The sequence below is a fragment of the Paracnuella aquatica genome (assembly GCF_003332885.2).
Taxonomy (GTDB): domain Bacteria; phylum Bacteroidota; class Bacteroidia; order Chitinophagales; family Chitinophagaceae; genus Flavisolibacter; species Flavisolibacter aquaticus.
This window is the reverse complement of sequence record NZ_QOWJ01000014.1, coordinates 56,932-69,538: the sequence shown is the minus strand read 5'-3', so window position 1 is coordinate 69,538 and position 12,607 is coordinate 56,932. Positions and strand designations below refer to the sequence as shown.

The window sequence follows — 12,607 nt, the reverse complement described above, 5'->3', positions numbered from 1 at the left end:
TTAACTGCGCCCTATTTCCGGCCGCAATATTTATTTAGAGCGGCAATACAGAAATTCTTCTTAAATCGTGTAAATCTGCCATCGCTGCGGTTATTTTTGCCACCCGCCCGGCAGCGGCCCAAAATAAAGCAGGCGCCGGGGCGTTGAAGATTAGTTTTTCACCAATAATAACCACCAGTATGATGGACTTGCTGCAAATGGCAGACACAGCGGTACAAGCCGCACAAACCGTAGCCCAAAGCGACACCAATGGCGATGGCCAGCTAAGCATGATTGAATTGCTGACCATGGGTGGCTGGATCATGCTGCCGCTCCTGCTTCTTTTTGTCATCACCATTTATGTTTTTGTGGAGCGCTATCTCGCCATTCAGAAGGCGGGCCGCATTGATCCCAATTTCATGAACATCATACGCGATCATATTTACAACGGCAACGTTACCGCTGCCCGTTCGTTTGCAAAAAACACCGCCAACCCTGTTGCCCGCATTATCGATAAAGGCATCCAGCGCATCGGAAAACCCATCGACTCTATTGAAAAAAGCATGGAAAACGTGGGCAAGCTGGAACTCTACCGCCTGGAAAAAAACTTGTCCATCCTGTCGCTCATTGCAGGCATTGCGCCGATGTTTGGTTTCTTGGGTACCATCATTGGTATGTTCCAGTTGTTTTACCGCCTGGCATCTACCGGCGAGTTTACCATCCAAAGCATGGCCAACGGTATTTATACCAAAATGATAACGTCGGCGGTGGGTCTGATCATTGGTTTGCTGGCCTACATTGCGCACAGCTACCTCAATACGCAGGTCGACAAGAACGCCAATAAAATGGAGGCGTCCAGCTCGGAGTTTATCGACATCCTGCAGGAGCCAACCCGATAATCTGGAGTATGTAGTTCGGAGTTGTTTTTTTGAGGCCAGCTTTAGTGGTACTATTTAGCCTCGGTTGCGTCGCACACTTGTACTGCAGGCACACTGTGCAGCTATCCTGAAACATCCTTTTTTAATCCTGCAAATCACTGGTTACATGAATATCAGAAGAAAATTAAGGTCGCATGCCGAGGTGCACACCGGCCCGCTCAACGATATCTTGTTCATCCTGCTGCTGTTCTTTTTGATTGCAGCAACGCTGGCCAATCCCAACGTCATCAAGCTATCGCAGCCCAAGGCTAAAAGCGATACCAAGGCCAAGCAAACCGTGGTGGTTTCGATTGATGCCAATAAAGTATATTATGTGGGCACCAACCGCGTGGAAGGCGACAGTGCCATGAAAGCCGCACTGATGCCGCTGCTCCACCGCGATACCTTGCAGGAACCCACCATTGTGATCAACGCCGATAAAACAGTGCCGCTGGAATATGTTGTTGGTGTGATGCGCCTGGGCCGCGAACTCAATGCCCGCACCGTGCTCGCTGTTGACCGCAATGCGCAGTAAAAGAAGTGATCTTTGATCAAAAAGTTAGCTCATAAACTAGTACAATGTCATGCCGAACTTGTTTTGGCAACTCCTTCAAAAGCGTGGGTTAAAATTAGAGCAGGAGATGCCGAAACAAGTTCGGCATGACGACACTGATAATTATAAATTTCCTTTTTTGTAACTAAGTACATAAACTAAGAAGCCTGCAACTGATTACTGTTGCAGGCTTCTTAGTTTATGCTACTCATTTATTGAACTGCCCAAAATGCCACAACACACCCGACGGGTCATGTAAAAAGCATTCCTGTCCCCAGCTTTCCTTGCGAACGGGCACCAGCTGTACACCAGGATATTTATTGGCAAGATTTAAGGAATTCAATTCATCATAATACCGCTCCGCATCATCCACTTCCAGAAAGATCATGGTGTTGTCGATCCATTCCTGCATATAATAATCCTGCAGGTAGAAGCCCAGCGCGCCGGTTACAAACAAAGACATATTGGGTGAAATCACCCGTTCTTCAAAACCAATGTCGCGGTAAAAACTACGGGACACTTCAAAGTCTTTTGCGCCAATAAACGGCCTTATGGAGCGGGCATCATGTTTCATTTGCTTGTTGTTTTTATGCAGTTTGATGTCGGAATAATTTTTTATAAAACTACTGTTTGCGCATGCGCTTAGGCCCGTACCACAACCAAAAACCGGTGACGGTAAATATCATCAGCGCAACGCCCATAATGGTTGTATATATTAATTTGAACGCGTCGTTGCTGGTGTTAAAATAGTGATCGAGGATGGAGCCATCGTGGATCTTTTCAATCAGGTCCGACCATCTTTTTTCAATGTGCAGCAGCTCGCCGGTTGCACCATCGAGTTGCACACCAAGAAAATCGTCGACGAAAATAAATTTCACCATGCCCTTATCGTGTCGCACATCTATCCGGTCCAGTTCCAGCGACAGGTCTTTCGAAACCGAATCGTGCAGCACTCGGCAGGCAATGGTGTGCAGGCTATCCATAGGCAACCAATCTCTCAGGTTGGTGGACGTGCCTTTGTACGATTTTGCCTGGATCATTCCGCCACTATTTTTTTTCCATCCCAACAAAATGGTGGTGATGGAAACAATGGCGAAGAAAACAAAAAGAAGCACACCGGTTTGCCGGTGCAACTGGCGAAACAGCCGGAGCACTTTTGCCTGCTGCTGGCGCTTGTTCGATTGGGTCATTACAACGATGCTTGGATTTAGGTTGTGTTGTTCGGTCAAAGTAACAACTAAATGCGGATCATGCAGATGTGCACTGTTAGTGTCGATTGCTGGATTGTAAAATCATTAAAAAGCTGCGTGCAGTTTTTGCCACGCAATTATGCTTCGTTACCCAATACGTTTGCAACTTTTTTGCGCCTAATTCGCCGATGATAATTTTCCCATTGAATTTATAACCGCAGGTAAGCTTTTACCATCCGGGCCTTTCCCTGCATGTCTTTGCGCAGTTCTGTAGTAAATCCAGCGTTTTCAAATAAGGCACACACATCGGCGCCTAGATCTTCATGAATTTCCAGGTAAATAGCGCCGTGTTTATAAAGTCGTTCAGAGGCAAACTGCAGGATGGCTTTATAAAAAAGCAGTGCGTCTTCATTCGGAACAAAAAGCGCCATGTGCGGCTCATGCTCCACCACGTTGCGTGGCATGGCTGCGCTTTCTCCCTCCGGAATATAAGGCGGGTTACTCACAATGATATCTACAGTTGGCAACTGGTGGCGCTGCGCTGCATCCAAAAAATCCAACGCAACAAAATCTACACAGATGTCCAGTTCCGCGCCATTGCGACGGGCAACTGTCAGCGCTGCATCGCTTGCATCGCAAGCCCATACTTCCGCCAACGGCAGTTTGCGTTTAAGGGCCAGTGCAATGCAGCCACTGCCAGTGCCCACATCCATAATTTTCAGCACGTTGGTCTGGTCGGCTTGCGCAGCGCCACGCTGTAGCACTGCTGCCCCAGACGCTGTTACATCCTGCACAATCCAGTACACCAGTTCTTCGGTTTCGGGCCTTGGTATCAGCACAGCGCTATTTACATACAGTTTAAAATCATAGAACCAGGCTTCTTCCAGCACATACTGTATGGGCTCGTGTTGCAGCAGCCGCTGGTGTATTTCAGCAAGGCGTTGCGCTTGTTGTCCGGGCAGATCCTCGTTTCGGTGCAACCGCCTGTTTGCTTCGTTCCAGCCGGTGAGGTGTTCCATCACCATGGCCGCCATTTTCGGCGCTTCCACTTCGCCGTAAGCTGGTTGCAATTCGTTTTCCAGCCATGTTGTTGCTGCTGCTATTGTCATGGTTTTGCTGTAAAATGTTTTAGGAGGTGCATGGTCCACCGCAATTTTGTTAGTGCCGCTATTCTTGGCCAAAGCAACTACATTCTCGTTACTTTTGGCGCCGCACATGGAAACTGTTCACCATCAATACATGTACCGTTGTTTGCAACTGGCCGCACTGGGCCGCGGCAGCGTGGCGCCCAACCCCATGGTAGGCGCGGTGCTGGTATACCGTGGGCGCATCATTGGCGAGGGCTGGCACCAGCAATGGGGCGGCCCACATGCTGAGGTAGCCTGCGTGGCGTCGGTGGCGGCTGAAGACCGGCACCTGGTGAAAGATGCCACCATGTATGTATCGCTGGAACCCTGTGCCCATTGGGGCAAAACGCCACCCTGCGCCGACCTGATTGTGCGGGAGCAGATCAAAAAAGTGGTGGTGGGTTGCCGCGATCCGTTTTCGCTGGTGGCAGGCAAAGGCATTGAAAAATTAAGAGCGGCAGGAGTGGAAGTGATAACCGGTGTGTTGGAACAAGAGTGCATTGACCTAAACGTTCGCTTTTTTTTATTTCACACACAACGGCGACCCTACATTGTTTTAAAATGGGCACAGACCGGCGATGGTAAAATCAGCGCTGGCGAAGGCCGACGGCTAAAGATCAGCAACGCTTTTTCCGATCGGCTGGTGCATAAGTGGCGTTCTGAAGAAGCCGCAATACTAGTGGGCACAAACACGGCCCGCACCGATAACCCGGAGCTGACCACCAGGCTCTGGCCGGGCCATAACCCGCTGCGGCTTGTAGTAGACTTGAATGGGAAATTGCCTGCAACCCTAAAGATTTTTGATGGGGCCGTTTCGACGATCGTTTTCAACCGGTTGCAACACACCATACAAAGCCCCGATGATTGGCGCAAAACGGCAGGAGTTTATTATTTTAAAATAGAAAATGGCGGTTCGTTGGTGCAACAAATGGGTGATGCGTTGTATCAATTAGGTGTGCAAAGTGTGCTGGTGGAAGGCGGTGCGCAAATGTTGCAATCTTTTATTGACGCAGGTTTGTGGGATGAAGCAAGGATAATCACCAACGAAGCCTTGATGGCGGGCAACGGAGTAGCAGCATCTGTTTTAAAAAACCATCAATTTACAACAATGGAGCAACTGGGCGGCGATACTATCCACTATTTTACACACCAACAACCGCAACAAACCTGATATTTTACTGAAGCCAAGACCAACTCATTTTGTACCCATTTTCCTGATCAACTAAACATCCTACCTTTTGCTGTACCTGTTCCTGGCTATTTTTTTTAATGCATACCTCATCGTCGCGCTAAAAGCAGTGGAACGTTTTCGCATTCCTGTGTTGCAGGCCATCGTCTTTAATTACATCACCTGCGTGGTTACCGGAACCATTGTAAATGGGGCTTTCCCTATTACTGCTAATCCACCCGAATCCTCCTGGTTTTGGTGGGCGGTGCTGATGGGCACGCTTTTTATTTCACTATTCAATTTAATTGGGTTTACCGCGCAGCGCATTTCGGTTTCGGTGGCATCGGTAGCCAACAAATTATCCTTGGTCATCCCGTTTGCGTTTTCAATTTACCTGTATGGCGAAGCCGCATCGGCGCTAAAAATTATTGGGTTGATCATTGCGCTGGTTGCCGTTGTGGCCACTTGCATGCCTTCGGCAAAAGAAGGTGATCGCGCCACAGCGCGGCTTTCGCCTGCCCTTAGGTTATTGGTGCCGGCGGTATTGTTTGCGGGCTCAGGCCTGCTCGATACATTGATTAAATACGTGGAGCAAAATTTTTTGAATAGCACTAACAGTGATGCCTACCTGATTACTTCTTTTGCTACGGCAGCAGCTATCGGTTCACTTGTGTTAATCGGGTTGGTACTGAGCGGCAAACAAAAATTTGTACCATCTAGTATTATTGCCGGTGTGCTCATCGGCATTCCCAATTATTTTTCCATCTGGGGCCTGGTAAAAGTGCTGCAGTTGTATCCCGGCAATTCATCTGCCATTATTCCCATCAACAACATGGGCATCATACTCGTGAGCACGCTGGCGGCATTCTTCCTGTTCCGCGAACGGCTTTCAACCATCAACCGCGTTGGCATTGCGCTGACGGTTGTTTCTATTGCCCTTATTGCTTTTGGGTAACTTGCAGCGGGTTAAGTTTAAGGTTTAAATTTAATGTTAGTCGGTACAAATGAGCCGCTCATTCGACTTTATAAAACCCATCCTTAAACCTTAGACTTTAAACATTAAACGCATACATGACGCATTTTTATACCATAGAAAAACCATCTGTAGCAGAATATAAAGACCGTGGCAGCCGCTTTTTAGCGTATGCCTTTCCCATACAAACGGTGGATGATTTTAAAAAGCGCATACGGGAAATAAAAGAAGAACATCCGAAAGCCGTGCATCACTGTTTTGCTTACCGCATCGGCACCGATGGCAACAACTTTCGCGCTGGCGATGATGGCGAACCTGCAGGCTCAGCGGGCAAGCCTATTTTGAATGTGCTGGATAGTAAAACCCTTACCAATACCGCAGTTGTGGTGGTGCGTTATTTTGGCGGTACGCTGCTGGGTGTGCCCGGCTTGATCAATGCCTATAAAACCACCACATCACTGGCGCTGCAACTCACACCAATTGTGCAAAAGCCGGTGCTGGAAACCTACAGCCTGCACTTTTCCTACGATGGCATGAACGAAGTAATGACCGTGGTGAAACGCTTTAATTGCGTGGTGTTGCAAAATGAAATGCAGCTGTTTTGCCACCTGGTAATTGGTGTGCCCAAGGCAGAGGAGGAGCGATTTTTAGAAAAAATGCAGGACCACCACAATGTTGAAGTAAAGAAAGGCAGTCAATAAATCGAACATGACCAGCACAAAAAAACCGGCAACAGTGCCGGTTTTTTGTTTCGTTTTATGATGCACTATTGACTTCGCGATCATCAATAATCATTGTTCTTTTCCTTATCGTTTTTGTTGCCAAACACCCTGCGGAAAATGCCTTTCTTTTCTTTTTTTTCTTCTGGTTTAGCTTCGCCAATTCTAGGTGCGCCTTTCTTGGCTGTGTCTTTTTTCGGGGTGTTGTTTGCAGGGCGCTGGCGGTTGTCTTCGTCCTGCACCGGCCGCGATTCTGGGCGCATAAAATCATACGAAGTATCCAGTCCAAAATCATCGGCGCCACCGGCACCCATGTCTTCACCTTCAGCTCCGGGAGGCGGTGCGTTCGGGATCACTTCCATGATGTCGGCCGTGGAAATCTCGTTTTCCAGGTCGGCAGGTTTTACAAAAGTTGCCTTTTGATCAATGCCCAACGATTTGTCTGCATATACTTTTTTGAAGAACGCTTCCCAAATGGGCCGTGCTGCCTGGCCGCCATAACCCAGCCCGCTTTCGATGCGGATAAAACGGTCGTCGCAACCAATCCACGAACCGGCCAGCAGTTGAGGCGTGTAACCCATATACCAGGCATCGGAGTTCTCATTCGTAGTACCTGTTTTGCCGCCCATTTCGGCTGCGCCTAACCGGTACATTAGGCCTGCTGCGGTTCCTTTCGTTACCGGGCCTTCCATCATTTTCGCCATTTTATACGCGGTTACTTCGCTCACCACTTCCTTGCGGTTTTGGCTATAATCAAAACGCTTCAGCACGTTGCCGTTGCGGTCTTCAATGCGGGAAATAATGGTAGGCTTGGTGCTGAAACCACGACCTGGGAAAATGGTGTAACCCCACATCATCTCGAACAGTGAAAGATCGCAGGAACCCAACGCAATGGAAGGGTAGGGATCAACCTTGGTGGGAATATTTAGGCGCTCCAAAAAGTTGGCAAACTGTGCCGGGCCCACCTGCTTCATGATGTAGGCGGTGGCACAGTTGCGGCTCCATGCCAGTGCCGATGCCATCGTAACAGTACGGCCTGTGCAGGTTTTGCCCGTTGCGGGCACCAGCCCCAGCGAACCGAACGATTGCTGCACATCCTGCACCGGTGTTTCCATATCCATACCGCGTTCTTCCATTGCCTGGCAATACAGGAGCGGCTTGATGGTAGAACCCACCTGGCGCTTGGTTTTAATATTGGCGTGGTCGAATTTGTAGGTTTTAAAATCAATACCGCCCACCCATGCTTTGACCTCGCCGGTAACGGGGTCCATCACCATAAAGGAAGTTTGCAGCATCTGGCGGTGGTATTTGATCGAGTCCATCGGCGTCATCACCGTGTCGGCTTCGCGTTTGGCATTCCATGCAAAAATGCGCATCGGCGTTTTTACATTAAAAGCTTTGCGGATCTCTTCATCCGATGCGCCATCTTCTTTCATGTTTTTCCAGCGGTCGCTTTTTTGCATGGCCGCGTCCAGCACATTCTGGTGGCCGTTCCACACTTTGCCGCTGCGGATATTGCCCTGCCGGTTCAGCGCCTTTTGCAGTTGCGGCATTTGCTGCGCCACTGCTTCTTCGGCATAGTCCTGCATCTTCGGGTTGATGGTCGTATAGATCTTCAGGCCATCATCGTAAATATCGTACTCGTCGCCATCGGTGTTGGTCATGCCTTTTAGCGCAGCCCGCACTTCATCTTTCAGCACTTCGCGGAAGTAGGGCGCATAACCGGTGTTTTCATCCAGCTTGCGGTAGTTCAATACAATCGGCGTAGCACTCAGTTTGTCAAATTCGGCCGGTGTGATGTACTTGCTCTTTACCATCTGGTTCAGCACCACATCGCGCCGCTCCTTTGCCCGCACCGGAAATACCCTTGGGTTGTAGAGGTAATTTCCTTTTAGCATCCCAATCAAAACGGCGGCTTCCTCAGGGTTAAGGCGGTCGGGTTCTTTTTGAAAAAAGGTACGCGCCGCGTTGCGGATGCCATACACGTTATCGCCATAAGGCACGGCATTGAGGTATAGCGAAATGATTTCTTCCTTGGTAAAATTGCGCTCCAGCCGAAGGGCCACAATGTATTCCTTCAGCTTTTCCATGATGCGCTCCGTGAGGTTCTTGCTGCCTTGGTCCAGCAGGGTTTTGGCCAGCTGCTGCGAAATGGTGGAACCACCGCCTTCTTTACCCAACAACACCACGGCCCGCATGGTTGATTTTACATCGATACCGGCATGGTCGTAGAAGCGTTCGTCTTCGGTAGCAATCAGCGCATTGATCACGTGTTTCGAAATATCACGGTAAGCTACATTGCTGCGGTTGCCCCGTTCGCGGTAGTATTTTCCCATGAGTGTGCCGTCGGCGGCATACACTTCGGAAGATTGGAGGATGCTCGGGTTTTCCAGCTCTTTCAGCGAGGGCAATTTGCCAAACACACCCGCCATGGCCAGGATCACAATAAGGGCAAATACGCCAAGAACGCCAAACAGGATGCGCCAGAAAACCAGCACGGCAGTACTGGATTTTGGTTTTGCCTTTGCTTTGGCCTTGGCCTTAGGTTTCGTATTCATATAAAGTAGGTGAATGCTTTAAAAAATCGTTCCGCTACTGCACAACGCCCCAAAGCTAAATAATAGTCTAAAGAAAGTGGGAAAAGTCGGAAGACCGATGTCCGAAGTCGGAAGACAAAAGGCAATAAGCCAATTGATTTATTTCTTCGGACTTCCGTCTGCCGTCTTCGGACTTCTCTAAAACTTCACCGGCGTGGTTTCCAAAAATTGCTGGTAGCCTTTCAGGTCGGGGGTGGCTTTCAGCCGTTCGAGGTTGCCTTCGGAGATAACGGTAAACGAAAACTTATCGGATTTTAGCCAGGGCACAATCTGGCCCGCTGCAACCGGCTTTGTTTCCTGCACATAATTAATGGCGCCCAGCACATCGGGGAACGCGCCGATCAGGAGCAGCTTATTTTCGCCATCCAGCGGCAGCAATTGCACGGCAGGCGCGGTGCCCGAGCTTTGGCCGCGGTTAAACCGGTCGAATGCCGTGCGGGCCTCATTGCTGAAAATATTATCCACTTTATTCAGGATCACCACGGCGTAATGCGGTTTATCGGCTTCGTACAGGTAGCCATAACTTTCCTGTTTAGGCAGTGCTACTTTTTGGCCCGAAGCTGTTGTGCCCAAACTATTGGCTTTGGCTGCCGTGTTTGCGGCAGTTTGGGCTCTTGCTGTATCGCGGCGTACTGAGGGCAACTGCGGCTCAGGCTCGGCGGGTGGCGGCGTTGGCACCACCACCTGTGCTACCGGCGGCTGCGCCACTGGTTTTTGCTCCGCTTTTTTGGGCTCTTCCACTTTGGGTTGTGGTTTCGGTTCGGCAACTTTTGCCACCGGCGGCGCCACGGCCTGAACGGTATCTTTCACTGGCGCCGGTGCAGGCTGCTCCACCACGGGTTTGGGCGTCTGCCGCACGGCAATAGCTTGTTCCTCTTCTTTCAGGCGCTCCACGTTCATGTTGCGCAGCTCGTCTTCAATTTGTTTGCGGCGGGCCAACACTTCCATCAGGTTGGCTGCTTTTTTGGCAATCGGCGCTTCCGGGTCCTGTTGCACCAGCCTGTTCAAAATATCAGTAGCGGTGCTGTCTTCTACTTGTTTGATGTGGTACACCGCTTCGATATACAGCAATTGCGGGTTCCAGTAATTGGTTTGGTAAGTGCTGTCGGCAATCTGCTTCGCCCTTTTTGCTTCGCTAAAACGGCCTTCCAAAAACATGTCGTACACCGCTTCATAATCTTTGGTGCTTTCCGCCGTGGGACGTTTTGCATCGGGGTTAATGCCGGTTTGCAGCGTTTGTGCCGGCTTGCTTTGCGGATGTTTTTGCAGCAATTGCTGTTTTGCGTCGGCGGCAGCCGAACTGTTGCCGGTTTGCAGCTGCGCGAAATGCAACTGGTATAGCGCATCGGGCATCATCGGGCTGTCCGGGAAACGGCGGCGCAACTCTTCAAGTGCTGCAATAGCCGAAGGATAGTCCTCAATATCATTAATGTATACAAGCGCAGAACCCATCAGGGCACCGCGGATAGAGTCATTCGATGCGGATAACTGGTCTGGTGTAAGTGGTAAGGAATTCAGCAACGTTTCTGTGGTAATGGCGCCGCCACCCACAGCATCGGCCGATGCAACCGGGTTGGTCCGGGTGTTTCCCGGCAGGTTATTGCCCAACTGGGCCACCGCATTCGAAGCCCTGCGCCAGTTGTCCACGTTGGGCCGGTTGCCCCATACTTGCTTAAAGGTGGCTGCACCGGAAGTGCGGGTGCTTTGGTTATAAAAATACCATTCGCCTTTCGTCTGGGTGCGGAACGCATCGGTCATTGCATCGGCATCACGCATGGCACCACCGGTAGAGGCTACCGGCGCATTTTCGTCTTCGGCTAAACCACGCTGGCGGCGCAGCTGGCGGGCCAGTTTTTTCAGGTAATCGGTGCGTTCGTCTTCGGGCAAATTTGCAATGCGTTGCAGGCTGTCCTGCCGCTGCACAGTCGATAATTGCGGCAGCAGTTTGCCCAAATAGCCTTTGCGTTCGGTGGCCCGGGCCGCATCCTCCGAGCTTATTTGCGACAGGTCGAGGCTGTCGTAAAAAGAAGCGGCATCAACGTATTGTTTTTGCTGGTACGAAAGATCAGCAAGGGTTAAAAAGTTGGCGTTGCGGGTGGCTGGATTGTTCTGTGCCGCTTTTGTAGCCTTCAGCATATAAGCCCGTGCCGCGGCCGGATCGTTGCGCTCCAGTTCCATGCGGGCCATCATAGCATAAATCACATCGCGCTGCTCCTGGAATTTTTCGCGGCGCACCATTTTTTCCAGTTCCGCAATGTTTTTGGCGATATAATCTTCACCGCCTTCTTTGTTGCTGCGCACCAGTGCCAGTCTTGCCCAGATGTCGAGCACCGGGTCAGGGGTGTGGCCGATGGCTTTGTCGTAAAATTCGCGGGCCATTTCGCTTCGCCCCGACAGGTCGTACAACTGGCCGATCAGGTACTCCCACCGAGCCCGTTCTGCGTTGTTCTGCGCATTGGGCAGTGCGGCCGAAAGATGGTGTGCGGCACTGTCCCAAATGGCCTGTTTATAAAACCAATATCCCTGCACTTCGGCCAGGTGGGGTAGCAGCCGCTCGGGAAAAGCAGGGTCTTGCCGCAACGCGGCCAGCAAACTTCCGGCTTCGGAAAAAGCGCCCTGCTCCGTGAGGGTACGCACCTGCCAGATAAAAGCGTTGTTGCGGCTGGGCGGATCGGTGGTGAGGCGTTTGAAAAAAGATTCGTCTTCGCTGGTAACAATATTTTGTGCATTGCCGCCATCCATGCGGCTGCCGATGTAGCGGTAATAGCCGTCTTTTTCTTTGGGTGCAAATGCGTGGTTGATGAACTGGAACATGCGCCGTGCCGAATCGTACTCTTGTTGCAGCAAATATGAGGCACCCCAAAGCAGGTAAAGGTCATCAATCCAATCGTTGCGCAGGTCGTGCATTACAATGCCTGTTTTGGCCTTGTAAATGATGGAGTCGAGCTGCGTTTCGTCCTGCTTGGTGGCTTCCAGCGAGTAATTATAATACGGCAACAGCTTGCTGAAATCGTCGCGGTTGGCCTGCTTGGCCCGGGACAATACTTCGTTCAGCTTGTTGTTGGCGTTGAAAAAATAATTGTAATGGGTGTAGGTGTTTTGAAAAAAACGACGGCGGGCCGTGAATTTTTTCCTGCCGCTTTTCTCGGCTTTGAGCAGCCGGTTTTCGTACGGTTCAGGCTTTTTGATTTCCAGGTCAAAGCCTTTTTGGGCCAACGTGGGCAATGAAACGGTTACAAAGGATATCAGGAAAAGGAGTCGGAATACGTACATCAGGATCGCGATCTAATGTGTAATAACTGAAAAAAGGCAAATTTAGTATAGTAGGATAAGGAAATAAGTAAATCTAGACCATTGGATGAACGGGGCAGGCCGCTACCGGTT

At 50.3% G+C, this 12,607-nt stretch carries 10 protein-coding genes; 5 read left to right on the top strand and 5 right to left on the bottom strand.

The features are described 5' to 3' along the window. The first annotated feature begins 179 nt into the window (after window positions 1–179). Window positions 180–878 carry a MotA/TolQ/ExbB proton channel family protein gene (locus tag DRJ53_RS16980; protein ID WP_114236862.1) on the top strand — a complete coding sequence of 233 codons (699 nt, stop codon included), beginning with the start codon at window positions 180–182 and terminating at the stop codon, window positions 876–878. A 145-nt stretch (window positions 879–1,023) separates the two neighbouring features. Further along, window positions 1,024–1,431, top strand: coding sequence for an ExbD/TolR family protein (locus tag DRJ53_RS16975; RefSeq protein ID WP_114236924.1), 408 nt, complete (start codon window positions 1,024–1,026; stop codon window positions 1,429–1,431). Between the two features lie 226 nt (window positions 1,432–1,657). Here the strand turns inward: DRJ53_RS16975 and DRJ53_RS16970 are convergent, their stop codons facing one another. From DRJ53_RS16970 to prmC, 3 genes are all read right to left on the bottom strand, one after another. Next, window positions 1,658–2,023, bottom strand: a complete 366-nt coding sequence (locus tag DRJ53_RS16970; protein WP_114236861.1) for a VOC family protein — start codon at window positions 2,021–2,023, stop codon at window positions 1,658–1,660. 49 nt (window positions 2,024–2,072) lie between these two features. Continuing rightward, the gene (locus DRJ53_RS16965) at window positions 2,073–2,639 is read right to left on the bottom strand and encodes a PepSY-associated TM helix domain-containing protein (RefSeq protein WP_114236860.1); all 567 of its coding nucleotides are present in this window, start codon (window positions 2,637–2,639) and stop codon (window positions 2,073–2,075) included. 209 nt (window positions 2,640–2,848) lie between these two features. Then, entirely contained in the window at window positions 2,849–3,748 is a 900-nt protein-coding gene (gene prmC / locus DRJ53_RS16960) for a peptide chain release factor N(5)-glutamine methyltransferase (protein ID WP_162303907.1), read from the bottom strand. Between the two features lie 106 nt (window positions 3,749–3,854). On the opposite strand from prmC, the gene ribD reads away from it, so the two are divergent. From ribD to DRJ53_RS16945, 3 genes are all read left to right on the top strand, one after another. Beyond that, entirely contained in the window at window positions 3,855–4,937 is a 1,083-nt protein-coding gene (gene ribD, locus DRJ53_RS16955) for a bifunctional diaminohydroxyphosphoribosylaminopyrimidine deaminase/5-amino-6-(5-phosphoribosylamino)uracil reductase RibD (RefSeq protein ID WP_241558590.1), read from the top strand. Between the two features lie 67 nt (window positions 4,938–5,004). Further along, a complete protein-coding gene (locus DRJ53_RS16950) occupies window positions 5,005–5,889 on the top strand; it encodes an EamA/RhaT family transporter (protein ID WP_114236857.1) in 885 nt (294 codons plus the stop codon). Window positions 5,890–6,005: 116 nt separating this feature from the next. Continuing rightward, entirely contained in the window at window positions 6,006–6,608 is a 603-nt protein-coding gene (locus DRJ53_RS16945) for a YigZ family protein (RefSeq protein ID WP_114236856.1), read from the top strand. Window positions 6,609–6,691: 83 nt separating this feature from the next. Here DRJ53_RS16945 and DRJ53_RS16940 read toward each other — a convergent pair whose 3' ends face one another. Then, entirely contained in the window at window positions 6,692–9,184 is a 2,493-nt protein-coding gene (locus DRJ53_RS16940) for a penicillin-binding protein 1A (RefSeq protein ID WP_114236855.1), read from the bottom strand. A 177-nt stretch (window positions 9,185–9,361) separates the two neighbouring features. Continuing rightward, on the bottom strand, window positions 9,362–12,496 hold the full coding sequence (gene porW / locus DRJ53_RS16935) for a type IX secretion system periplasmic lipoprotein PorW/SprE (RefSeq protein ID WP_114236854.1): 3,135 nt from the start codon (window positions 12,494–12,496) through the stop codon (window positions 9,362–9,364). Window positions 12,497–12,607: the final 111 nt, after the last annotated feature.

Excerpts from the sequence above, each read along its gene's own strand:
- DRJ53_RS16980 (WP_114236862.1), top strand. The coding sequence starts at position 180 with ATGATGGACTTGCTGCAAATGGCAGACACAGCGGTACAAGCCGCACAA.
- DRJ53_RS16975 (WP_114236924.1), top strand. The coding sequence starts at position 1,024 with ATGAATATCAGAAGAAAATTAAGGTCGCATGCCGAGGTGCACACCGGC.
- DRJ53_RS16970 (WP_114236861.1), bottom strand. The coding sequence starts at position 2,023 with ATGAAACATGATGCCCGCTCCATAAGGCCGTTTATTGGCGCAAAAGAC.
- DRJ53_RS16965 (WP_114236860.1), bottom strand. The coding sequence starts at position 2,639 with ATGACCCAATCGAACAAGCGCCAGCAGCAGGCAAAAGTGCTCCGGCTG.
- prmC (WP_162303907.1), bottom strand. The coding sequence starts at position 3,748 with ATGACAATAGCAGCAGCAACAACATGGCTGGAAAACGAATTGCAACCA.
- ribD (WP_241558590.1), top strand. The coding sequence starts at position 3,855 with ATGGAAACTGTTCACCATCAATACATGTACCGTTGTTTGCAACTGGCC.
- DRJ53_RS16945 (WP_114236856.1), top strand. The coding sequence starts at position 6,006 with ATGACGCATTTTTATACCATAGAAAAACCATCTGTAGCAGAATATAAA.
- DRJ53_RS16940 (WP_114236855.1), bottom strand. The coding sequence starts at position 9,184 with ATGAATACGAAACCTAAGGCCAAGGCCAAAGCAAAGGCAAAACCAAAA.
- porW (WP_114236854.1), bottom strand. The coding sequence starts at position 12,496 with ATGTACGTATTCCGACTCCTTTTCCTGATATCCTTTGTAACCGTTTCA.